19 protein-coding genes are annotated in these 21,959 nt (G+C 73.0%); 13 read left to right on the forward strand and 6 right to left on the reverse strand.

What is annotated here, in order from left to right:
* Positions 1-70 precede the first annotated feature (70 nt).
* Positions 71-1,060, forward strand: coding sequence for an aldo/keto reductase (locus OG392_RS20815; RefSeq protein ID WP_329281592.1), 990 nt, complete (start codon positions 71-73; stop codon positions 1,058-1,060).
* Positions 1,061-1,080: 20 nt separating this feature from the next.
* On the opposite strand, the gene OG392_RS20820 is transcribed toward OG392_RS20815, so the two are convergent.
* Positions 1,081-1,626, reverse strand: coding sequence for a MarR family winged helix-turn-helix transcriptional regulator (locus OG392_RS20820; RefSeq protein WP_329281594.1), 546 nt, complete (start codon positions 1,624-1,626; stop codon positions 1,081-1,083).
* Positions 1,627-1,706: 80 nt separating this feature from the next.
* On the opposite strand from OG392_RS20820, the gene OG392_RS20825 reads away from it, so the two are divergent.
* Both OG392_RS20825 and OG392_RS20830 read left to right on the forward strand, forming a co-directional pair.
* Complete coding sequence (locus OG392_RS20825) at positions 1,707-2,120, forward strand: carboxymuconolactone decarboxylase family protein (RefSeq protein WP_329281596.1); 414 nt, start codon at positions 1,707-1,709, stop codon at positions 2,118-2,120.
* Between the two features lie 86 nt (positions 2,121-2,206).
* A complete protein-coding gene (locus OG392_RS20830) occupies positions 2,207-2,905 on the forward strand; it encodes a PH domain-containing protein (protein WP_329281598.1) in 699 nt (232 codons plus the stop codon).
* On the opposite strand, the gene OG392_RS20835 is transcribed toward OG392_RS20830, so the two are convergent.
* Entirely contained in the window at positions 2,899-3,579 is a 681-nt protein-coding gene (locus OG392_RS20835) for a GDSL-type esterase/lipase family protein (RefSeq protein ID WP_329281600.1), read from the reverse strand. The two genes, OG392_RS20830 and OG392_RS20835, sit on opposite strands and share 7 nt — an antisense overlap.
* A 94-nt stretch (positions 3,580-3,673) precedes the next feature.
* Positions 3,674-4,522, reverse strand: coding sequence for an alpha/beta fold hydrolase (locus OG392_RS20840; protein ID WP_329281602.1), 849 nt, complete (start codon positions 4,520-4,522; stop codon positions 3,674-3,676).
* Between the two features lie 130 nt (positions 4,523-4,652).
* On the opposite strand from OG392_RS20840, the gene OG392_RS20845 reads away from it, so the two are divergent.
* Positions 4,653-5,648 carry a WD40 repeat domain-containing protein gene (locus OG392_RS20845; protein WP_329281604.1) on the forward strand — a complete coding sequence of 332 codons (996 nt, stop codon included), beginning with the start codon at positions 4,653-4,655 and terminating at the stop codon, positions 5,646-5,648.
* Positions 5,649-5,758: 110 nt separating this feature from the next.
* Here the strand turns inward: OG392_RS20845 and serC are convergent, their stop codons facing one another.
* Positions 5,759-6,877 (reverse strand): phosphoserine transaminase, encoded by a 1,119-nt coding sequence (gene serC / locus OG392_RS20850; protein ID WP_329281606.1) that lies wholly within the window; start codon positions 6,875-6,877, stop codon positions 5,759-5,761.
* A 51-nt stretch (positions 6,878-6,928) separates the two neighbouring features.
* Between serC and OG392_RS20855 the strand changes: the two genes are divergently transcribed.
* Entirely contained in the window at positions 6,929-9,751 is a 2,823-nt protein-coding gene (locus tag OG392_RS20855) for an FAD-binding and (Fe-S)-binding domain-containing protein (protein ID WP_329281608.1), read from the forward strand.
* Positions 9,752-10,851: 1,100 nt separating this feature from the next.
* Here the strand turns inward: OG392_RS20855 and OG392_RS20860 are convergent.
* Positions 10,852-11,709: a LysR family transcriptional regulator gene (locus tag OG392_RS20860; RefSeq protein WP_329281610.1), complete on the reverse strand. Its 858-nt coding sequence runs from the start codon at positions 11,707-11,709 to the stop codon at positions 10,852-10,854.
* A 146-nt stretch (positions 11,710-11,855) separates the two neighbouring features.
* On the opposite strand from OG392_RS20860, the gene OG392_RS20865 reads away from it, so the two are divergent.
* The 8 genes from OG392_RS20865 (at position 11,856) to OG392_RS20900 (ending at position 20,987) form a co-directional block, all read left to right on the forward strand.
* Positions 11,856-12,836 carry an EamA family transporter gene (locus OG392_RS20865; RefSeq protein WP_329281612.1) on the forward strand — a complete coding sequence of 327 codons (981 nt, stop codon included), beginning with the start codon at positions 11,856-11,858 and terminating at the stop codon, positions 12,834-12,836.
* 112 nt (positions 12,837-12,948) lie between these two features.
* Positions 12,949-13,326 carry a VOC family protein gene (locus OG392_RS20870; RefSeq protein WP_329281614.1) on the forward strand — a complete coding sequence of 126 codons (378 nt, stop codon included), beginning with the start codon at positions 12,949-12,951 and terminating at the stop codon, positions 13,324-13,326.
* Positions 13,327-13,454: 128 nt separating this feature from the next.
* Complete coding sequence (locus tag OG392_RS20875) at positions 13,455-13,637, forward strand: DUF1272 domain-containing protein (RefSeq protein WP_329281616.1); 183 nt, start codon at positions 13,455-13,457, stop codon at positions 13,635-13,637.
* 157 nt (positions 13,638-13,794) lie between these two features.
* Positions 13,795-14,604 (forward strand): TIGR03084 family metal-binding protein, encoded by an 810-nt coding sequence (locus OG392_RS20880; RefSeq protein ID WP_329281618.1) that lies wholly within the window; start codon positions 13,795-13,797, stop codon positions 14,602-14,604.
* Positions 14,604-16,295: an acyclic terpene utilization AtuA family protein gene (locus OG392_RS20885; protein ID WP_329281620.1), complete on the forward strand. Its 1,692-nt coding sequence runs from the start codon at positions 14,604-14,606 to the stop codon at positions 16,293-16,295. Before OG392_RS20880 ends, OG392_RS20885 begins: the two co-directional genes overlap by 1 nt.
* Complete coding sequence (locus tag OG392_RS20890; protein WP_329281622.1) at positions 16,292-17,893, forward strand: acyl-CoA carboxylase subunit beta; 1,602 nt, start codon at positions 16,292-16,294, stop codon at positions 17,891-17,893. The genes OG392_RS20885 and OG392_RS20890 overlap by 4 nt, the downstream gene beginning before the upstream one ends.
* 26 nt (positions 17,894-17,919) lie before the next feature.
* Positions 17,920-19,857: an ATP-binding protein gene (locus OG392_RS20895; protein WP_329287377.1), complete on the forward strand. Its 1,938-nt coding sequence runs from the start codon at positions 17,920-17,922 to the stop codon at positions 19,855-19,857.
* Positions 19,854-20,987, forward strand: coding sequence for an acyl-CoA dehydrogenase family protein (locus OG392_RS20900; protein ID WP_329281623.1), 1,134 nt, complete (start codon positions 19,854-19,856; stop codon positions 20,985-20,987). The genes OG392_RS20895 and OG392_RS20900 overlap by 4 nt, the downstream gene beginning before the upstream one ends.
* Before the next feature lie 59 nt (positions 20,988-21,046).
* Here the strand turns inward: OG392_RS20900 and OG392_RS20905 are convergent, their stop codons facing one another.
* Positions 21,047-21,847 carry a sporulation protein gene (locus OG392_RS20905; RefSeq protein ID WP_329281625.1) on the reverse strand — a complete coding sequence of 267 codons (801 nt, stop codon included), beginning with the start codon at positions 21,845-21,847 and terminating at the stop codon, positions 21,047-21,049.
* Positions 21,848-21,959: the final 112 nt, after the last annotated feature.

Here is a 21,959-nt window from a genome sequence, read left to right on the forward strand (position 1 = left end):
GCGCGCGCGTCTGCCACCCCGTGGGAACCCTCTTGCTTCGAGCGCACTCGAAGCAGTTGGCTTGGCGTTCATGGAGTACACGCAGCTCGGACGCACCGGACTCAAGGTCAGCCGACTCGTCCTCGGGACGATGAACTTCGGACCCCAGACGGACGAAGCCACCAGCCACGCCATCATGGACACGGCGCTGGACGCGGGGCTCAACTTCTTCGACACCGCCAACGTGTACGGCTGGGGTGAGAACAAGGGCCGGACTGAGGAGATCCTCGGCTCCTGGTTCGCGAAGGGCGACGGCCGCCGCGACCGTACCGTTCTCGCCACCAAGGTGTACGGGAACATGGGCGCCGACGGCGAGGCCTGGCCCAACCACGACAAGCTCTCCGCGGTGAACATCCGCCGCGCGGTCGAGGCCAGCCTCAAGCGCCTCGGCACGGACTACATCGACCTCTACCAGTTCCACCACATCGACCGCTCGACCCCCTTCGAGGAGATCTGGCAGGCGGTCGACGTCCTCGTCCAGCAGGGCAAGATCCTCTACGCCGGATCCTCCAACTTCCCCGGCTACAAGATCGCCCAGGCCAACGAGACGGCCGCCCGGCGCGGCTCGGTGGGTCTCGTCAGCGAGCAGTGCCTCTACAACCTCTTCGAGCGGCGTGCGGAGATGGAGGTCATCCCGGCCGCGCAGGAGTACGGCCTCGGGGTCATTCCCTGGTCGCCGCTGCACGGCGGTCTGCTCGGCGGCGTCCTGAGGAAGGAGGCCGAGGGCAAGCGGCGTACGGAGGGCCGCGCGGCGGCCACCCTCGCCGACCCGTCGTCCCGCGCGCAGCTCCAGGCCTACGAGGACCTGCTGGACAAGCACGGCCTGGAGCCGGGAGAGGCGGCCCTCGCGTGGCTGCTCACCCGGCCGGGCGTGACGGGCCCGATCGTCGGTCCGCGGACGCCGGAGCAGCTGACGAGCGCGCTGCGCGCCCTGGAACTCGAGCTGAGCGATGAGGTCCTGGCGGGCCTCGACGAGATCTTCCCGGGCCCGGGGCCGTCGCCGGAGGCCTTCGCCTGGTAGGCGTCTCCCGCTGACGCCCCCTAGGGGGCGCCGAGCCAGCTGGTGGCGTCCAGGCGGAACGCCGTCTCCGCTGGGACGACGTTCCGCAGGGCCGCCTCCAGGTCCCGGACGCGGTCGGCGCCGAGGGCCGCCGCCCATTCCGCCCGCAGTTCGTCGAAGATCGCCGCGGAGCGGGCGAGGGCGGCGTACCCGCGTGGCGTGAGGTGGACGAGTTTGCGGCGGGCGTCGGTGGGGTCGTCGGCGCGTTCGGCGTAGCCGAGGGCGAGGAGCCGGTCGACGGTCTTGCCGGCGGCCTGCTTGGAGACGCCGAGGCGCCGCCCGATCTCGCTGGCGGTGGCGCCCCGCGCGCCGATGGCCTGCATGGCGAAGCCGTGGGCGGGGCGCAGGTCGGGGTGGCCTTCGGTGGCGAGCCGGTCGTGGAGGCGGTCGATGAGGGTGCGGAAGCCGCCGAAGAGGAGCAGGGGGAGTTCGTAGCCCCTGCCGCCCCCGATCTCTCCGTCGCCGTTGTCCCCGTTGCCAATATCGACAACCTGGTTTACGTTTTCTCCCGACACATGGTCAACCATGTTGTCGATTCTACCCGGCCAGGCCGTGCGCCCGCCTGCCCGCCTGTCCGCTCACCCGCCCGTCCGACCTTGGAGAAGCCTTGTCCGTCGACATGCCCGCCCGTACCGCCAACGCCGTCGCCCTCCTCAAGGAGTCGCCCGAGACCCTCGACGGCTTCCTGAAGCTCAGTCAGACCTTCGAGTCCACCACCCTCGACCCGCACTCCCGCGAGACGGTCGTCCTGACCGTCGCCGAACGCAACCAGTGCCATCTCTGCGTCGACATGCACGAGGCCAAGATGGCCGCCCTCGGGCCCGCGCCCGACGCCGGACGGCTCGCCGCGATCCGTCGGTTCACCCTCCGGGTGCTCGCCTCCGCGGGCGCGGTGAGCGACGCGGAGCTGGCCGACTTCGAGGCCGCGGGCTACACCCGCCGCAACGCCCTGGAGGTCGTCCTCGGCATCGGCGCGTACACGCTCTCCACCTTCGCGAACCGGCTCACCAGGGCGTCGTGAAATGCCCTCCAAGCCCCTTAGGAATCAGGTGAGTTGAGCTCTACGCTGATGCTCCGTCACGCGGGGGACACCAGGGGGAGCGAACCATGGACACGCAGCGCGTACTGCCACGCGAGTACCGGATCAGATCCGGCCGGCTGGCCGCCGTCTACCTCGCGGCGGGCGTCGGACTGCCCACCGCGGGGCTGCCGATCTGGACCGAGGAGGACATCCCCGGCTGGGTCAGGACCCTTGGCACCCTGCTGCTGCTCGCCCTCCTCGGCTGGCTCGTCCTCGCGGCCCGGAGCAGCTCCACCTCCGCCGACCTCAAGGGCATCCGGGTCCGCGGCATGGTCAGGAGCCGGCGGCTCGCCTGGGAGGACATCCACGATCTCCGAGCCGTACCCAACCCGAGCGCGGCCATGGGCCAGGGGCAGCCGCGGATCATCTCCTACATGTACGGGCGCGACGGGCGCCGCGTCCAGCTCATGTACCTGGACGACAACCACGTCGCCGTCGACCGTGAGATCGCCGCGCTGCGGGTCGCGTGGGAGAGGCACCGCGGGGACGGCTGGTCGCCGAACGCCGCGGCCGACCGGCGGATCGACAGCCGGTCCCGCCGTGAGGGTTCGCTCCTGCGCGCGCTGTCCTGGGCCCTCATGTCGGTCCTCGCCGCCGTCGTCCTCTTCCTCGTCCTGCTGTTCACGGACAGCGACGCCATGAGCCCCGAGTGGATCCTGATCATCCCGGTGGTCGTCTTCCTCGTCGTCTGGATCGGATCCAGCCTCCGCGGCCGGAATCAGTAGCGGTACGGGCCGCCCAGGCCCCATGCCTGGTGCATCGCGTCGGCGAAGGCGGCCGCCAGCTTGTGCTCGCCCGAGGGGCCCGGGTGGGTGCCGTCATAGGTGTCCGTGTCGAGGTCGTACGACTCCGGCACAGCCGCCAGGAGAAGGGGCGAGGCCGCCGTGTCCAGGTCGGCGACCGCCTTCGCGAGCAGCTCGTTGAAGCGGGCGCACTCGCCGGCGAAGGGCGCGTCGTACCCGGCGCGCACGTTGGGGATGACGGGCAGGAGGACGGCGCGGACGCGCGGGTTCGCGGCGCGGGCCGTCGCGACGAACGCCCGGACGTTCTCCTCGGTCTGCTCGCTGTTGGTGTAGAAGCCGAGGTCGATCAGACCGAGCGAGATCAGCAGCACGTCGGCCCCGGTCGCCGTGACCGTGTCGCCGATCACGGGTGCCATGTGCAGCCAGCCCTCGCCCCAGCCGGCCAGATGACGCCGGGCGGGGGCGGGGTAGGCCGGGTCGGCGTACGTCTCCGAGGCCGGTGCGTCGGCGGCGGGGTCGTACAGCGTGGTGCGGGGGCCGACGATCTCGTACCCGCCGGGCAGAGTGGACTCCAGGTGCCGCCACATGCGGTACCGCCAGGTCCAGTCGCCGGCGCGTCCGATGGTCATGCTGTCGCCGACGAACAGAAAACGCATGGTCATATCATCGCGGACGCCGTCCCGGGCCTGCGACGTGATCCGGGACACGGGACGCCCGGCCCACGGAGGCCGGCCCGCCCCCACGACGCCCCTACGCCAGGAAGTCGCCGACCGCCCCCGCGAACCCCTCCGCGTCGTCGTGCCACGGGAAGTGCCCCGCCCCGTCCAGGACGACGAAGGCCGCCTTCGGGAACAGCTCCGCGTACGCGGCCGCCGTCGGGACCGGGGTGTTCACGTCCCCCTCCCCGGCCACCACGAGCACCGGCCGCGCGAAGTCCGCGAACACCGCGCGCGTCGCCTCCGGGAGGAAGGCCCCCTCGCTCGCGAAGACGCCCGCGCCCTCCCCGTTCCGCTGACTCTCCCCGGCGGCGTGCCGCTCCCGCGCGGCCTCGTCCCACGTCCCGTGGAAGAACGGCGCCACGGCCTGGAAGCTCTCGCCGGTCCCGCGCCCCGCCGTGACCTCTTCGAGCGCCGCGTACGCCGGGCCGAACCACGGCTCGTCCCGCCGCAGCCGCGCCGCCGCGAGCCGCTCCTCCGGCGCCGTGTCGAGCCCGACGGCCGCCGTGCCCGGGGTGACGAGCACGAGCCGGCCCACCCGCCCGGGGTGACGGGTCACGTACAGGGCGGCCAGGTTCGCCCCCGCCGAGTGCCCGAGGACATCGACGGTGTCGAGCCCGAGGTGCTCGCGCAGCGCCTCCACGTCCTCGACGAGCCGGTCGCAGCGGTACGAGGAGGAGTCGTCCGGCACGGCCGACGCGCCCGTCCCCCGGAGGTCGAGCCGGATCAGCCGCCGGTGCGCGGTCAGTCCGCCGAGGTCGCCGAGATAGGCGGAGTCCTGGAACGGACCGCCGGGGAGACAGAGGAGCGGCGCGCCGGAGCCGGACACATGGAAGGCGAGTGTCGTGCCGTCGGGCGCGGAGAAGGTCTGCGGGGTGGGCATGAGCGCGACCCTGGCAGTCGCGGAGATGCTGGTCAAGCGGGTTTCGCCGCCAGGCGGCGCGGGAGGTCACCGGGTGACGGACGATCTTCCCGTCAGGTGTCCGGGGCCGCGTCGTGGCAGGCTGGGGGGCATGCGATCTGCTCTGTGCGCCCTCGGCGCGGCGGCGGCCCTGGTACTGCTCCCGGCCGGCCATGCCCGTGCCGAAGGACAGGAGCCGGACCGGGACTTCACCATCGAGGACTCCCGTGTCACCGAGTCCAGCGGCCTCGCCGCGAGCCGGGCCCACCCCGGGATCTACTGGACGCACAACGACCAGGACGCCCCCCTGATCTACGGCATCGACTCCCGCACGGGAAAGACGGTCGCGACCCTCACCATGCAGGGCGTCGGCACCCCCCGGGACATGGAGGCGATCGCGGTCGGCCCGGACGGCGACATCTACGTCGGCGACATCGGCGACAACCTGGACGGCTCCTGGGACCACGTCTGGATCTACCGCTTCCCCGAGCCGAAGGTCCTCAAGGACCAGAAGGTGGCGGCCAGGCAGTACGTCGTGAAGTACGCCGACGGGGCGCGCAACGCCGAGGCGCTGATGGTCCACTCGAAGACCGGCCGGGTGTACATCGCGAGCAAGAACGAGGACGGCGGCGGTCTGTACGAGGGCCCCGAGCGGCTCTCCTCGTCCGGGACGAACACCTTCCGGCGGGTCGGCGAGGTCCCGTGGGTGACCGACGGCGCCTTCTCGCCGGACGGCGGCCACCTGGTCCTGCGCGGCTACCTCATGGCGCGCGAGTACGCGTGGAAGGACGGCCGGCTCGGCGACGGGGGCACGTCGATCGGAGCCCCGTTCCAGGGCCAGGCGGAATCGGTGACGTACACGACGGACGGCTCCGCGTTCATGCTCGGCTCCGAGGGCCAGAAGAGCCGTGTGGTGCGGCTGGAGCGGCAGGACGCCGGACGCTCCTCGCAGAAGCCGGGGAGCAGCCCGGACACCCCGGGTGCGCCGCAGTCCCCGCAGTCCCCGTCGGCCGACGGCGAGAAGGGGAACGTCACGGTCGGCTTCCTGGTCCTGGCGGGCGCGTTCGTCGTCGTCTTCGGCATCAAGCGACTGCTGCGGCGGGACTGACACGGGGCCGCACCCCGCACACGCCGAAGGGCCCGGTACCGGATGTCTCCGGTACCGGGCCCTTCGTCCGTGTCGCGTGCGCCTCGCACGGAGAGGTCACACGGTGCGTGTCAGAGCTTCTCGATCACGTAGTCGATGCAGGCCGTCAGGGCACGCACGTCCGCCGGGTCGATCGCGGGGAACATCGCGACCCGCAGCTGGTTGCGGCCCAGCTTGCGGTACGGCTCCGTGTCGACGATGCCGTTCGCGCGCAGCGCCTTCGCGACCGCCGCCGCGTCGATCTCGTCGGCGAAGTCGATCGTGCCGATGACCTGCGAGCGCTTGGCCGCGTCCGCGACGAACGGCGTCGCGTACTTGGACTCCTCGGCCCAGCCGTACAGCGCGTCCGAGGACTCCTTCGTGCGGGCCACGGCCCAGTCCAGACCGCCCTGGCCGTTGATCCACTTCAGCTGCTCGTTGAGCAGGAAGAGGGTCGAGAGCGCCGGGGTGTTGTACGTCTGGTTCTTCAGCGAGTTGTCGATCGCCGTCGTCAGCGAGAAGAACTCCGGGATGTGCCGTCCGGAGTCGTGGATCGACTGCGCCCGCTCCAGCGCGGCCGGGGAGAAGGCCGCGAGCCACAGGCCGCCCTCGGCGGCGAAGGACTTCTGCGGGGCGAAGTAGTAGACGTCCGTCTCGGTGATGTCGACCGGGAGACCGCCCGCGCCGGAGGTCGCGTCCACGAGGACGAGGGAGCCCTGGTCGGCGCCGGCGACCCGCTTGATCGGGGCGGCGACACCGGTCGAGGTCTCGTTGTGCGTGTACGCGTAGACGTCCACGCCCGCCTCGGCCACCGGCTCCGGGTGAGTGCCCGGGTCGGAGGAGATCACGGTCGGCTCGGCCAGCCACGGGGCCAGCTTGGCGGCCTTCGCGAACTTGGAGGAGAACTCGCCGAAGGTGAGGTGCTGCGACTTGCGCTCGATCAGCCCGTGGGTCGCGACGTCCCAGAAGGCGGTGGAGCCGCCGTTGCCCAGGATCACCTCGTAGCCCTCGGGGAGCGAGAAGAGGTCACGGATGCCGGAACGTACCTCGCCGACCAGGTTCTTGACCGGAGCCTGGCGGTGGGACGTGCCGAGGAGAGAGGTGCCGGTGGCGGCCAGGGCGTCCAGCGCCTCCGTACGCACCTTGGAGGGGCCCGCGCCGAAACGGCCGTCGGCGGGCTTGATGTCAGCGGGAATCTGGATATCAGCCACGAGGCGGAGAGTATCGGGTCGGGAAGGGGCCGGTCGCCGGATGTCCGCCCGATGAGACGAGCTCTGAGACATCCTGGCCTTGTGGGAACACACGAGCAACACACGGCGGGCCTGGCCGCCGACCTGCGCGCGGCGGTCGCCGGAGAGGTCGACTTCTCCGTCACCGCAAGGGCGCTGACGACCATGGACGCCTCCAACTACCGCCGCGTTCCGGCCGGTACGGTCGCGCCGCGCGACACCGACGACCTGGCGGCGGTCCTGGAGGTCTGCCGGGCGCACGGCACCACCCCGGTCGTCGCGCGCGGCGCCGGGACCTCGATCGGAGGCCAGTCGACCGGCGTCGGCGTCGTGCTCGACCTCACACGGCACATGGGCGGGATCGTCTCCCTCGACCCGGAGGCACGCACGGCCGTGGTTCGGCCGGGGCTCGTCCTCGACCGGCTGCGGGCGGCGGCCCGCCCGTACGGCCTGACCTTCGGCCCCGATCCGTCGACGCACAGCCGCTGCACCCTCGGCGGCATGATCGGCAACAACGCGTGCGGGGCGCACTCAGTCGCCTGGGGGACCACGGCGGACAACGTGCGCTCGCTGGAGGTGATGACGTACCGGGGCGACAGGTTGACGCTGGGGCGCGAGGGGCGGGGCGCGCCCGCCGGACTCCTCGACCTCGTCGACAGTCGTCTCGCCCTCCTGAGGACCGGTTACCCGGCCGGTCTGCCGCGCCGCATCTCCGGATACGCGCTGGACGCGCTGCTCCCGGAGCGGGGGGTGGACGTGGCCCGCTCGTTCTGCGGCAGCGAGGGGACGCTGGGGCTGGTGACGGAGGCGACGGTCCGGCTCGTCCCGCTGCCGGCCGATCCGGTGCTCGTGGTGCTCGGGTACGCGGACGAGAGCGCGGCGGCGGAGGCCGCGGCGGGGCTTCTGCCGTACCGGCCGCTGACCGTGGAGGGGATGGCCGCCGATCTCGTACGGGGTGCTTCCGGTCTGCCGAAGGGCGGCGCCTGGCTGTTCTGCGAGATGGACGGGGAGGGAGAGGCACGGCGGCTCGTGCGGGCGGCCGACGCGATCGGCTCCGCCGTCGTGCGGGACCCGGCAGGCCGGCGGGCGCTGTGGCGGATCCGCGAGGACGCGGCGGGTACGGCCACCCGGATCGCCGGGGACGGCTCCCGGACGGGGCCCGGGGGAGGCGGAGAGGCGTGGCCGGGATGGGAGGACTGCGCGGTGCCGCCGGCGCGGCTCGGCGCGTACCTCCGCGAATTCCGTTCGCTCCTTGCGGACTTCGGCCTCCGGGGAGTCCCGTACGGGCACTTCGGCGACGGCTGCGTCCACGTCCGGATCGACTTCGACCTGTGGACGGAGAAGGGCGTACGGGACTTCCGCCGCTTCTCGGAGGCGGTCGCCGACCTCGTGGTCGCCCACGGCGGCTCGCTCTCCGGGGAGCACGGCGACGGGCAGGCGCGGGCCGAGCTGCTGCCGAGGATGTACGGGAAGGAGCTCGTCGGGCTGTTCGGCGCGGTCAAGGACGTCTGGGACCCGGACGGCGGCCTCAACCCGGGGATGCTGGTCCGGCCGCGCCCGCTCGACGAGGGGCTGCGGTTCGCCGGGCTGCCGCTGGTGGGTCTTGGCAGGGAGGCGGCCCGGTGTGTGGGGGTGGCCAAGTGCCGTGTCGAGGGCCCGAGTTCGGGGCCGGGAGTGATGTGTCCCTCGTATCGGGCGACGGGGGAGGAGAAGCACTCGACGCGAGGGCGGGCGAGGCTGCTCCACGAGATGGCGCTCGGCGAGGTGATCACGGACGGCTGGCGCTCGGAGGAGGTCCGGGAGGCGCTCGACCTCTGTCTGTCGTGCAAGGGGTGCCGCAGCGACTGCCCGGTGGGCGTCGACATGGCCGCGTACAAGGCGGAGTTCCTGGACCGTCACTACGCGGGACCGTTCGGCTTCCTGCGCAGGCCGCGCTCGCACTGGACGATGGGCAGGCTGCCGCACTGGCTGGACCTGTTCGGGCGGGGGCTGAACGCCGGGATGCGGCTGCCGTTCGCGGCGCGCCTCGCGGGGGTGACACCGGAGCGGGCGATGCCGAGGGTGGCGGCGGGGACGTTCACGGCGTGGTTCGCCGAGCGCGCCTCGTCCCGCCCGCCGGCGGTGACGCTGTGGCCGGACACCTTCACGGACCATCTGGCACCGGAGGTGGGCAGGGCGGCGGTCCGGGTTCTTGAGGCGGCGGGGCTGGGGGTCGCGCTGCCGCAGGCGAGGGTGTGCTGCGGGCTGACGTATGTGTCGACGGGGCAGCTGGGGGCCGCGCGGAGGGTGATGCGGAGGGCGCTGGACGTGATGGAGGGCGAGGGCGGGGAGGCCGCCGGGCCCCTGGGGCCCGTGGTGGTGCTGGAACCCTCCTGTGCGGCGACGCTCCGGACCGACCTGCCGGAGCTGCTGCCGGACGACCCGAGAGCGGCTCGTCTGGCGGCGTCGGTGCGGACGTTCGCGGAGGCGCTGGAGACGCTGGCGCCGGACTGGGAGCCGCCGCGCCTGAACCGCCCGGTGACGGGTCAGACGCATTGCCATCAGCACGCGGTGCTGGGCGACGCGGCCGATCGCCGTCTGCGCGAACGCGCCGGTCTGACAGGGGACTTGGCGGGCGGCTGCTGTGGCCTCGCGGGCAACTTCGGCTTCGAGCCGGGCCATTACGAGGTCTCGGTGAAGTGCGCGGAGGATCAGCTGCTGCCGGCGCTGAGGAAGGCGGCCCCGGGCGCCGACATCCTGGCCGACGGCTTCTCGTGCAGGACGCAGATGGCGGACCTGGCGGGGGTGCGGGGCCGGCATCTGGCGGAGGTGCTGGCGGAGGCGGTGGACAGTGGACCGGGACCGTCCGGATCTTGACGCCGACCTCGGAGGGCACGGGCAGTGCGACGCCCCCGTTCGCGGGACGGACGAGGGTCGGTACGGGCTGGAACGGCTACGACCGGGTCTTCTGACGGGGCTCTGAACGGGTCTCTGGGGTGACCGTTCAGGGTGGGTCTCGGGTGCGGCCGCCCTCTTTCCGAGTGTGGCGTCCTGCACCACCGCGTCAAGGGCGCTCCCTGCGGTCGCGTCGCTGCGCGATGGGCTGTGCCCACCCTTGACCCGGCGGCGCAGGCCGCCTTTTCACACTCGGAGGGCGGCCGGGGGCGGGGCCGCGCGGGGGGGTCCGGGCAGTGGCCACGCGCCGTGGGCGGGCGTGGGGCCGGTGGGGTGGGGCTGGGTTCGCGGCGGGGCGGGGCGGGCCGCTTTCTCTTGTTTCGGGGTGCGCGGTTGTTGAGTGGGGCGGCCTGGCTTGGCTTGGCGACTGCCCGTCGCCGCGGGGCAGGGGTTCAGGCCCCGCTGGTCGCTGTCCGGTGGGTGGTGGGAGCGGGCGGCGAGAGTTTCCTGCACTTCATCGCCCGATAAGGGCGAGTTGCACCATTCGCCCACCTTTCCCCGGTGGGTTACTCGGAGTAATGTCGAGTTACTCACGCCCCGACCCGCCGGGAGTGACCAGCGGGGCTTGAAGCCCCGCCATCAACCGGCCTTTCGTCGCTGAGCGCCGCCCGGCCGCCCCATTCAACAACCGCGCACCCCGCACGAGTCGACGGATCCCCACCGACCCCGGCCGCGAACCCAGCCCCACCCCACCGGCCCGCAAGGCGCCCACGCCACCCCGGCCACTACCCGGGGCCCGGCGTGGACCCCGCCCCCCGGACCGCCCTCCGAGAGTGTCTTCGCTCCTGGAGGTGGTGGGTCAAGGGTGGAGCGCAGCGGAATCGGCGAAGCCGACGCGACCGCAGGGAGCGCCCTTGACGCGCCGCCGGAAGGAGCGACTCTCGGAAAGAGGGCGGTCCCACCAGAAGCCCGCTTGTCGGTCTCGCCGTTGCCGCCCGGCTTGCGCTCGTGTGCCCGCGGATTCGCGTTCCTTCGAAAGGAGGCCGGTCCCGTCGTCGGGTGCGGCGCCGAACGAGAGGGCGTCAGCCTCCGCTCACGATCTCCCGTGCCATCGCCACCAGCGCCCCCGTCGCTGGGTGCGGGAACGCGTCCCGCCAGGCCAGGACCACCGGGAGCGGCGGGGCGTCCGGCAGGGGCCGGTAGGTCACCCCCGGGTGCGGGTGCAGGGCCGCCGTCGACGCGGACGAGACGCCGACGCCCCTGCCCGCCGCGATCGCCGTCAGCCAGTCGTCGGTGTTGGCGACCGTGACCGTGGCCGCCGGGCGCGCGGCCGCCGGCCAGAGGGTGAGGGTGGTCGTGCCCGAGACCGTGTTGAGGACCACGGTTCCGCCGGCCAGGTCGTCGAGGGTGAGGCGGGGGTGTTCGGCGAGCGGGCCGTCGGCCGGTACGGCGGCGACGCGCCCCTCCGTGGTGAGTTCCTCCGTGACCAGGCCCGGCGCGTCGACCGGTCCCCGCAGCAGCGCCGCGTCCACCTCGCCCCGGGTCAGGCCGGCCGTGCGGTCGTCGATGCGGAGGAGTTCGAGGGGGGTCTCGGGGTGTTCGCGCTGCCAGCGGCGGAGCAGGGGTGTCGTGTACGGGCCGAAGGCCGACCAGGCGTGTCCGAGCCGGAGCGGCCGGTGGCGCAGTCTCGCCGGGTCGACGGCCGCCTCGAACGCCGCGAGCGCCGCCGCGGCCCGGTCCTGGAAGGCGCGGCCCTCGGCCGTGAGGGCGAGGTGGTGGGTGGAGCGGTCCACGAGCCGTGCGCCGAGGTGCTGCTCCAGGGCGGCGAGCGTGCGGGACACGGCCGGTTGGGTGAGGTGGAGCCGGGCTGCCGCCCTGGTGAGGCTGGATTCTTCGGCGATGGCGAGGAAGCAGCGGAGGTGGCGTAGCTCGATGCTCATGCGTCCGGAGCATAACCGCAGCGCAATCGGCATTTCCGGTGCCGCGCGGGGGCTCGTAGCGTGGGAGGGGACTCCGGTGACAGCAGACCGGTGGTGCACTATTCTGGACTGGAAGTTCAATGCAGTGAACACTTGAGGAGTGGTCGGTGGACATCAGTCCGGTCAAGGAGGCGGGCCCGGTGGGGACCGTGGTCGGCCCCGAGTCGCCGGCCGTACCCGTCGGCGGCGCCCAGGGCGTACCAGGGCCCAAGGGGCTCGCGGGCCACCGGTTCGGGCCCGTCGTGCTCGTCGTCACGGGCGGGCTCTCCGTGCAGTTCGGTTCGGCTCTCGCCGTCCTCCTCATGCCCCGGGCCGGCGCCCTCGGCGTCGTCACCCTCAGGCTCGTGCTCGCCGCGGCCGTCCTGCTGATCGTCTGCCGCCCGAAGGTCCGCGGCTACGGCCGGGCGGACTGGGGCACGATCGTCGCCTTCGGCGCGGCGATGGCGGGCATGAACATCCTCTTCTACCAGGCGGCCGACCGGATCCCGCTGGGGGCCGCGGTCACCCTGGAGGTCCTCGGCCCGCTGATCCTCTCGGTGGTCGCCTCCCGGCGGCTGATGAATCTGCTCTGGGCGGGACTCGCCCTCGGTGGCGTCGTCCTGCTCAGCGGCGGCGGCTTCGACCGTCTCGATCCGCTGGGTGCGGCCTTCGCGCTCGCGGCGGGCGCGATGTGGGCCACGTACATCGTCTTCAGCGCGCGCACGGGCCGGCGTTTCCCGCAGGCGGACGGCCTCGCGCTCGCGATGGCCTTCGGTGCCGTCCTCAGCCTGCCGCTGGGCATCGCGGAGGCGGGCGACAAGCTCCTCGTGCCCTCGACGATCGGCCTCGGCCTCGCGGTCGCGCTGATGTCGTCCGTCCTGCCGTACACCCTCGAACTCCTCGCCCTGCGCCGTCTGCCCGCCCCCACCTTCGCCATCCTGATGAGCCTGGAACCTGCCATCGCGGCGACGGCCGGCTTCCTCATCCTCAGCCAGGCGCTGTCCCTGACCGACGCGCTCGCGATCGCCCTGGTGATCGCGGCGAGCATGGGAGCGGTACGGACGCAGGTGCGGGCGGCCGCGCGCGAGCGGGGCAGGGTCGCGGGCTAGATCCGGTCGTCCCCGGCGGGCCGGTGCGTCGCCCCTGGTGTGCCGGTGCGTCGCCCCTCGCGGGTCGGTGGCACGAGCTTTCTCGATCATGCGCGGGTCCTAGGATCCGCGCATGATCGCTGAACTGCAGTGCCTCGTGATCGACTGCCCGGCCCCCGCCGAACTCGCCGCCTTCTACCGCTCGGTGCTGGGCGGCGAGGTCGACCGCCCGGACGCCCGGTGGTCCCTCGACGGGATGTGGTCCACCCTGCACACCCCCGGCGGGCTCGTCCTCTGCTTCCAGGGCGTCACGGACCACCGCCCCCCGACGTGGCCGACCCCCGAGCGTCCCCAGCAGTCGCATCTCGACTTCGCGGTGAGGGACCTGGAGGAGGCGCAGGAGCAGGTTCTCGCCCTGGGCGCGACGCTCCTGGACGCGGGCGGGGGTGACCGTGGCTGGCGCGTCTACGCGGACCCGGCGGGGCATCCGTTCTGCCTGGTCCGCCACTGAGTCCGGAGGTCGGCCGCCGCCGGCCGTGGCCCGATCCTGTCGCCCCCTGACCTCCGGGCTGTTTCGGGGGCCAAGGGGCGCCTCGGACGATGGGGCTGTCGTCCGAGGTGCGAGGAGAGGGGGGCGTCATGGCCCTGGAGATGCGTGAGCGGTGCGAGCGGTGCGAGACGGCGGTGCTGGTGGCGGAGGGGCCCGCAAGGATCTGTTCGTACGAGTGCAGCTTCTGCGTGCCGTGCGCCGACGCGATGGACGACGTCTGCCCCAACTGCGGGGGCGAGCTGGTGGCGCGGCCTCGGCGGGTGGCCGGGTAGCGGCGCCGTCGGGCGAGTGCGCGGCGCGGTCCGAGGGCCCCACGGGACGCTTCCCGGCCCGCCCCGAATCTAAAGCAAGCACGCTTGATTGTTTCTGTCGCCGCTGTCATGCTCCTCGCGAAGGCCCGTGAACGCCCGTCCCCGAGGGGAGCGCACCGTGTCCGACCCCGTCGTCGTCCTCGACGACCTGCGTGCCGAGAGTGACGCACTCGACCGGCTCGTGGGCGAGGTGAGCGAGGAGCAGTGGGCCGCGCCCACCCCCGCCCCCGGCTGGACCGTCGCCCATCAGATCGCGCACCTCGCCTGGACCGACCGGGCCGCGCTGCTCGCCGCCACCGACCCCGACGGCTTCGCCGCCGAGACCGCCAAGGCCCTCGCCGCGCCCGAGCGTTTCGTCGACGAGGGGGCCGAGGAGGGCGCGAAGCTGGCGCCCGGAGAGCTGCTCGCTCACTGGCGCGAGGGGCGTGAGCTGCTGCAGGAGGCCCTCCGGGCGGTTCCGGCCGGGGCGCGGTTCCCCTGGTACGGGCCGCCCATGAGCGCCCCCGCCATGGCCACGGCCCGGCTCATGGAGACCTGGGCGCACGGTCAGGACGTCGCCGACGCCCTCGGAGTCGTCCGTACGCCGACCGACCGCATCCGGCACGTCGCCTGGATCGGTCACCGTGCCCGGGGCTACGCCTATCTGGTGCGGGGTCTGCCCGTTCCCGCCGAGCCCGTCCGGGTGGAACTCGTCGCACCGAGCGGGGAGTTGTGGGTCTACGGGCCCGAGGACGCCGCGCAGTCCGTGACCGGGCCGGCTCTGGAGTTCTGTCTGCTCGTCACCCAGCGCGTGCACCGCGACGACACCTCCCTGGTCGCCGTCGGACCGGACGCCGCGCACTGGCTCACCATCGCCCAGGCCTTCGCCGGACCGGCGGGTCCGGGCCGGCCCGCCGAAGGGGCCCGGCCCGCCGAAGGAGCCCGCTGATGGTCCTCCGTATCGGCAACGCCTCCGGCTTCTACGGCGACCGGTTCGACGCCGTCCGCGAGATGCTCACCGGCGGCGGGCCCGAGGGGGCGCTCGACGTCCTCACCGGTGACTACCTCGCCGAGCTCACCATGCTCATCCTCGGCCGCGACCAGCTCAAGGACCCGGCCTCCGGGTACGCGAAGACCTTCCTGCGCCAGATGGAGGAGGGCCTGGGCCTCGCCCACGACCGCGGGGTCCGGATCGTCACCAATGCCGGCGGTCTCAACCCCGCCGGTCTCGCCGACGCCCTGCGCGTCCTCGCCGCCAAGCTCGGCCTGCCCACGCGGGTCGCGCACGTGGAGGGTGACCGGCTTCCGGCCGTCGACGGCGCTCTGGCCGCCAACGCCTATCTCGGGGGCGCCGGGATCGCCGCCTGCCTCGCCGCCGGCGCCGACGTCGTCGTCACCGGCCGGGTCACCGACGCCGCCCTCGTCACCGGGCCCGCGCAGTGGCACTTCGGCTGGGGGCCCGAGGAGTACGACAGGCTCGCGGGCGCGGTCGTCGCCGGGCACGTCCTCGAATGCGGCACCCAGGCCACCGGCGGCAACTACGCCTTCTTCCGTGAGCACGACCCGGCGCTCTTCCGCCGCCCCGGCTTCCCGATCGCCGAGCTCCACGAGGACGGCAGCGCCGTCATCACCAAGCACCCCGGCACCGGCGGCCTCGTCGACATCGGCACGGTCACGGCCCAACTCCTGTACGAGACGGCCGGCGCCCGCTACCCAGGGCCCGATGTCACCGCCCGCCTGGACACCGTCCGGCTCACCCAGGAAGGCCCCGACCGGGTCCGGATCGACGGCGTACGGGGCGAGGCGCCGCCCCCGACGGTCAAGGTCGGGCTCAGCCGGCTCGGGGGCTTCCGCAACGAGGTCGTGTTCGTCCTGACCGGTCTCGACATCGAGGAGAAGGCCGCCCTCGTGCGGGGGCAGATCGAGGACGCGTTCGCGGGCGGCCGCCCCCGCGAGGTCCGGTGGGAGCTCGTGCGGACCGACCGGCCCGACGCCGACACGGAGGAGACCGCGAGCGCCCTCCTCCGGCTCGTCGTCCGGGACTCCGCCCCGGAGGCCGTCGGCCGGGCCCTGACCGGCGCCGCCATCGAACTCGCCCTCGCCAGCTACCCCGGTTTCCATGTCACCGCGCCGCCCGGGAAGGGCGCCCCCTACGGGGTCTTCGAGAGCGCGTACGTCCCGGTCGGCGACGTCCCCCACACGGCCGTCCTCCCGGACGGGGCCCGCGTCCCCGTCCCCGTACCGCAGCGGACGCGGGAACTGGAGCCCGTCCCCGAGCCGGCCCTCCCGGAGCCGTTCCCGCCGGGGCCCGCCCGGCGGGCTCCCCTCGGCCGGATCGCCGGCGCCCGCAGCGGCGACAAGGGCGGCGACGCCAACGTCGGCGTCTGGGCACGCACGGAGGAGGAGTGGCGGTGGCTCGCGCACGCCCTGACCGTCGAGCGGGTGCGGGAACTCCTCCCCGAGACGGCCGGCACGGACATCACCCGGCACGTCCTTCCGCGGCTCCGCGCGCTCAACTTCACCTTCGCCGGGATCCTCGGCGAGGGCGTCGCCTCCCAGGCCCGCTTCGACCCTCAGGCCAAGGCCCTCGGCGAGTGGCTCCGCTCCCGCGCAACAGACATCCCGGAGGGACTCCTGTGACCGTCCTCGCCTCCGCCCTCGACACCGGCGGATCCGACTACCGGGCCCACCGCGCCGCCATGATCGACAAGCTGATCGCGCTGGAGGCCGAGCACGCCAAGGCGCTCGCGGGCGGCGGCGAGAAGTACGTCGCGCGGCACCGCAAGCGCGGCAAGATGCTCGCCCGCGAGCGGATCGAGCTGCTCGTCGACCCGGACACCCCCTTCCTGGAGCTGTCGCCGCTCGCCGCCTGGGGCAGCGACTACGCGGTCGGCGCCTCCCTGATCACCGGCATCGGGGTCGTCGAGGGCGTCGAGTGCCTGATCACCGCCAACGACCCGACCGTGCGCGGCGGCGCCTCCAACCCCTGGACGCTGAAGAAGGCCCTCCGGGCCAACGAGATCGCGTTCGCCAACCGTCTGCCGGTGATCTCGCTCGTCGAGTCCGGCGGCGCCGATCTCCCCTCCCAGAAGGAGATCTTCATCCCGGGCGGGGCGCTCTTCCGCGACCTCACCCGGCTCTCCGCCGCCGGCATTCCCACGGTCGCGGTCGTCTTCGGCAACTCGACGGCCGGTGGCGCGTACGTCCCCGGCATGTCCGACCACGCCGTGATGATCCGGGAGCGGTCGAAGGTGTTCCTCGGCGGTCCGCCGCTGGTGAAGATGGCGACGGGCGAGGAGAGCGACGACGAGTCCCTGGGCGGCGCCGAGATGCACGCGCGGACGTCCGGGCTCGCCGACCACTACGCCGTCGACGAGGCGGACGCGCTCCGCCAGGCCCGCCGGATCGTGGCCCGGCTGAACCACCGCAAGGCCCACCCCGATCCCGTCACGCCCGCCGAGCCGCCGACGTACGACGAGGACGAGCTGCTGGGGATCGTGCCCGGGGACCTCAAGACGCCCTTCGACCCGCGCGAGGTGATCGCCCGGATCGTCGACGGCTCCGACTTCGACGAGTTCAAGCCGCTGTACGGGCCGAGCCTGGTGACCGGCTGGGCGAGCCTGCACGGCTACCCGGTCGGCATCCTGGCCAACGCGCAGGGAGTCCTCTTCGGCCCGGAGTCGCAGAAGGCCGCGCAGTTCATCCAGCTCGCCAACCAGCGCGACATCCCGCTGGTCTTCCTCCACAACACCACCGGCTACATGGTCGGCAAGGAGTACGAGCAGGGCGGCATCATCAAGCACGGCGCGATGATGATCAACGCGGTGTCGAACTCCCGCGTGCCCCATCTGTCCGTCCTCATGGGGGCGAGTTACGGCGCCGGGCACTACGGCATGTGCGGCCGGGCGTACGACCCGCGCTTCCTCTTCGCCTGGCCCAGCGCCAAGTCCGCCGTCATGGGCCCGCAGCAGCTCGCCGGAGTCCTCTCCATCGTGGCGCGGGCGAGCGCCGTCGCGAAGGGGCAGCCGTACGACGAGGAGGCCGACGCCGGTCTCCGGGCGCTCGTCGAGGCGCAGATCGAGTCCGAGTCCCTGCCGATGTTCCTCTCCGGCCGGCTCTACGACGACGGGGTCATCGACCCCCGCGACACCCGCACGGTCCTCGGGCTGTGCCTCTCCGCGATCCACACGGCACCGGTCGAGGGCGCGCGCGGCGGCTTCGGCGTCTTCCGAATGTGAGGCACCTCCCCATGACCGAGCCCTCGATGATCACCTCCGTCCTGGTCGCGAACCGGGGCGAGATCGCCTGCCGGGTCTTCCGCACCTGCCGTGAGCTGGGCATCTCGACCGTCGCCGTGTACTCCGACGCGGACGCCGACGCCCTGCACGTCCGGGAGGCGGACACGGCGGTACGGCTGCCGGGGGCGACGCCCTCGGAGACGTACCTCCGCGGCGACCTGGTGGTGAAGGCCGCGCTCGCCGCCGGCGCCGACGCCGTCCACCCCGGCTACGGATTCCTCTCCGAGAACGCCGGCTTCGCCCGGCAGGTGACCGACGCCGGCCTGGTGTGGATCGGTCCGCCGCCGGAGGCGATCGAGGCGATGGCGTCCAAGACCCGCGCCAAGGAGCTCCTCGGCATCGCGCCCCTGACGGACGTGACCGAGGCCGACCTGCCCGTCCTGGTGAAGGCGGCGGCGGGCGGCGGCGGCCGTGGCATGCGGATCGTGCGGGAACTCGACCGGCTTCCGGAGGAGTTGACGGCTGCCTCGGCCGAGGCGCTCAGCGCCTTCGGGGACGGCGAGGTCTTCGTCGAGCCGTACGTCGAGAACGGGCGGCACGTCGAGGTCCAGCTCCTCTGTGACACCCACGGCACCGCCTGGGCACTCGGCACCCGTGACTGCTCGCTCCAGCGGCGCCACCAGAAGGTCGTCGAGGAGGCGCCGGCGCCCGGGCTGCCCGCCGCGCTCGAAGCGTCCCTCCTGGACACGGCCGTCCGGGCGGCGAAGGCCGTCGGCTACGTCGGCGCGGGCACGGTCGAGTTCCTGGTGGCCGACGCCCCCCGAGCTCTCGGTTCCGCTCGGGCCGGGGGGACCCCCAGGGCGCACTTCCTGGAGATGAACACCCGCCTCCAGGTCGAACACCCGGTGACGGAGGAGGTGTTCGGGGTCGATCTCGTCGCCCTCCAGCTCGCCGTCGCCGAGGGCCGCGCCCTGCCGCCGGAGCCCCCGGCCCCCCGCGGCCACGCGATCGAGGCCCGCCTGTACGCGGAGGACCCTGCGCGTGCCTGGGCCCCGCAGACGGGCGTCCTGCACCGCTTCGAGCTGCCCGGGGAGGGCCGGACCCGCCTCGACACCGGGTACGCCTCCGGGGACACGATCGGGGTCCACTACGACCCGATGCTCGCCAAGGTGATCGTCCACGCCCCGACGCGCGCGGAGGCGATCCGCAAGCTGGCCCACGCCCTGGAGCGGGCCGGGATCCACGGCCCGGTCACCAACCGGGACCTCCTGGTGGCCTCCCTCCGGCACCCGGAGTTCGGGGATCCGGGGCTGCTGGACACCGGGTTCTACGACCGGAACCTGGACGTGCTGACGGAGCCCCGGGACGGCGAGGCGTACGCGGCCGTCGCCGCCGCCCTCGCCGAGGCGTCCACCCGCCCGAGCCGCTTCGGCGGTGGCTGGCGCAACCTCCGCTCCCAGGACGAGACGCGGACCTACGGCGGTCATGAGGTCCGCTACCGGCCGACGCGGGACGGCGGGTACGAGGTCACCGCCCCCGAAGGCGTCCGGGTGGTCTCGGTGACCCCCGGCCGGGTGCGCCTCGACGTCGGCGGTGTCGTACGGGACTTCGGCGTCGCGGCGTACGGGGACGGCCTGGTGCACGCCGGACCGCACCGGCTCGCCGTCCGCCCCCGCTTCACCGACCCCCGTGAGCAGACGGCGCCCGGCTCCCTGCTCGCCCCCATGCCCGGCACCGTCGTCCGGGTCGCGGACGGCCTCGCCGTCGGCGACCGCGTCACCGCCGGGCAGCCGCTCCTCTGGCTGGAGGCCATGAAGATGGAGCACCGCGTCATCGCCCCCGCCTCCGGCACGCTCACCGCGCTCCACGCCGCCCCCGGCCGCCAGGTCGAGGTAGGTGCCCTGCTCGCCGTCGTCTCGGACGACGCCACGACCGAAGCAGCACAGGAGGACCAGACCGTATGAGCACCATGATCGAGAGTGAAGAGCTCACCGCGCTCCGCGCCGCCGTCTCCGCGCTCGGCCACCGGCACGGCCCCGGCTTCGACCGGGCGGCCCTGTGGGCGGAGGCCGGCAAGCTCGGCTATCTGGGGGTCAACCTGCCCGAGGAGTACGGCGGCGGGGGCGGCGGCATGGCCGAGTTGTCCATCGTCCTGGAGGAGGCCGGCGCGGCCGGCGCGCCGCTCCTGATGATGGTGGTCTCGCCCGCGATCTGCGGCACGGTCATCGCCCGCTTCGGCACCGAGGAGCAGAAGCGGGCCTGGCTGCCGGGTCTTGCGGACGGCTCCCGGACGATGGCGTTCGGCATCACGGAGCCCGACGCGGGCTCGAACTCGCACCGGATCACGACGACCGCGACCCGTACCGAGGAGGGCTGGGTCCTCAACGGGCGGAAGGTGTTCGTGTCGGGGGTCGACATCGCCGACGCGACGCTGATCGTGGGCCGTACGTCGGACGCCCGCACGGGCAGCCTCAAGCCCTGTCTCTTCATCGTCCCGCGCGACGCCCCCGGCTTCCAGCGGCGGCACATCGAGATGGAACTCGATGCGAACGAGAAGCAGTTCGAGCTGACGCTCGACGAGGTGCACCTGCCGGCCGACGCGCTCGTCGGCGACGAGGACGCGGGGCTGCTCCAGCTCTTCGCGGGCCTCAACCCGGAGCGGATCATGACGGCCGCGTTCGCGATCGGCATGGGCCGGTACGCGCTCGCGCAGGCAGTGAAGTACGCGAAGGAGCGCCAGGTGTGGAAGGCCCCGATCGGCGCCCACCAGGCCGTCGCACACCCGCTCGCCCAGGCGCACATCGAGCTGGAGCTGGCCCGTCTGATGATGGCGAAGGCCGCGCACCTCTACGACGCGGGTGACGACATGGGCGCGGGCGAGGCCGCCAACATGGCGAAGTACGCGGCGGCGGAGGCCTGTGTGAAGGCCGTCGACCAGGCGGTCCACACCCTCGGCGGCAACGGTCTGACCAAGGAGTTCGGCCTGGCCCGGCTCGTCACGGCGGCGCGGGTGGCCCGGATCGCCCCGGTCAGCCGGGAGATGATCCTCAACTACGTGTCGCACCAGACGCTGGGGCTGCCCAAGTCGTACTGACCGGGCGCGGAGTGCCGTCGGCCGGTGGCGGCTCGCCACCGGCCGTGCCGGACGCGCGCTCAGTCGTCGTGGTCGCCGGTCGGGTGGCTTCCGTCCACCCGGCCGACCTCGCCGGTCCAGCGGCGGACGGCCTCGGTGAAGTCCACGTGGCCGACCTCGTGGTGGGCGGCCACGAAGCGGCGGGCCGGCGGCTTCTTCGTCCAGTAGCGCTCGTCGAGCTTCGCCTCGCGGAGGAAGATCTCGCAGCCGACCGCGTTGGTGTGGAAGTGCAGTTCCAGCTCCTCCGGGCGGTTCCCCCCGGGTCGCTCGTCGACGAGCAGGAGTCCCTGGGCCCGGTAGACGTGGTATTCGGTGCGGGGGATGTTCCCGCTGTGGACGCGCGAGGTCCGGAGGGCGTATCCCTCGGCGGCGAAGGCGTCGAGGACGGCCTCGTGCAGGGGCAGCGCGGTGATGTGGACGGGGTCGTCGTCCGTCTGGGCCTTCACGCCCTCGGCCTCGACCTCGGTGTGGATGCCCAGACGGACCCCGAGGCGCTGCCCCTTCACCTCGGTCAGCGGGGTCTCCCACTTGAGCCGGTGGCGGATGGGGAGCCGCTTCTCCTCGCCCTTCTCCAGGGTGAAGTGGCCGCTGGCCGTCGGGTAGTCGAAGGTGTCGCCGCTGTATCCGTCTCCGTCGCCCTTGTGCGCGACCGGCGCGTCGGTGACGAGTTTCAGCCAGATCGACCTGACCTCGATGCGACGGTCGGCGCGCAGGACCAGTTCCCCGCTCAGGATGCCGCCCGGCAGGGCCGGTTCGGACTGCACGACGGTGTCGATCTCGAGCGGTATGCCGCCCATGCCCAGAAGGCGCTTGAAGACCATGGGCGCAGGCTAACCGCCCGATGACCCTGCAAGAGGCGGAAGTTCGGGCTCCGGGAAGTCCGGTCACGGCACGGAGTGCCGGTTCCGATCGTGTTTCACCCTCCGTACGAAG

This window comes from Streptomyces sp. NBC_00691, assembly GCF_036226665.1.
In the GTDB taxonomy this organism is placed as follows: Bacteria; Actinomycetota; Actinomycetes; order Streptomycetales; family Streptomycetaceae; genus Streptomyces.

What these genes read in the sequence shown, in the direction of transcription:
- OG392_RS20815 (WP_329281592.1), top strand. Translation starts at nt 71, where the DNA reads ATGGAGTACACGCAGCTCGGACGCACCGGACTCAAGGTCAGCCGACTC.
- OG392_RS20875 (WP_329281616.1), top strand. Translation starts at nt 13,455, where the DNA reads ATGGCCCTGGAGATGCGTGAGCGGTGCGAGCGGTGCGAGACGGCGGTG.
- OG392_RS20895 (WP_329287377.1), top strand. Translation starts at nt 17,920, where the DNA reads ATGATCACCTCCGTCCTGGTCGCGAACCGGGGCGAGATCGCCTGCCGG.
- OG392_RS20905 (WP_329281625.1), bottom strand. Translation starts at nt 21,847, where the DNA reads ATGGTCTTCAAGCGCCTTCTGGGCATGGGCGGCATACCGCTCGAGATC.
- OG392_RS20870 (WP_329281614.1), top strand. Translation starts at nt 12,949, where the DNA reads ATGATCGCTGAACTGCAGTGCCTCGTGATCGACTGCCCGGCCCCCGCC.
- OG392_RS20860 (WP_329281610.1), bottom strand. Translation starts at nt 11,709, where the DNA reads ATGAGCATCGAGCTACGCCACCTCCGCTGCTTCCTCGCCATCGCCGAA.
- OG392_RS20820 (WP_329281594.1), bottom strand. Translation starts at nt 1,626, where the DNA reads ATGGTTGACCATGTGTCGGGAGAAAACGTAAACCAGGTTGTCGATATT.
- OG392_RS20855 (WP_329281608.1), top strand. Translation starts at nt 6,929, where the DNA reads ATGAGACGAGCTCTGAGACATCCTGGCCTTGTGGGAACACACGAGCAA.
- OG392_RS20835 (WP_329281600.1), bottom strand. Translation starts at nt 3,579, where the DNA reads ATGCGTTTTCTGTTCGTCGGCGACAGCATGACCATCGGACGCGCCGGC.
- OG392_RS20900 (WP_329281623.1), top strand. Translation starts at nt 19,854, where the DNA reads ATGAGCACCATGATCGAGAGTGAAGAGCTCACCGCGCTCCGCGCCGCC.
- OG392_RS20845 (WP_329281604.1), top strand. Translation starts at nt 4,653, where the DNA reads ATGCGATCTGCTCTGTGCGCCCTCGGCGCGGCGGCGGCCCTGGTACTG.
- OG392_RS20885 (WP_329281620.1), top strand. Translation starts at nt 14,604, where the DNA reads ATGGTCCTCCGTATCGGCAACGCCTCCGGCTTCTACGGCGACCGGTTC.
- OG392_RS20840 (WP_329281602.1), bottom strand. Translation starts at nt 4,522, where the DNA reads ATGCCCACCCCGCAGACCTTCTCCGCGCCCGACGGCACGACACTCGCC.
- OG392_RS20830 (WP_329281598.1), top strand. Translation starts at nt 2,207, where the DNA reads ATGGACACGCAGCGCGTACTGCCACGCGAGTACCGGATCAGATCCGGC.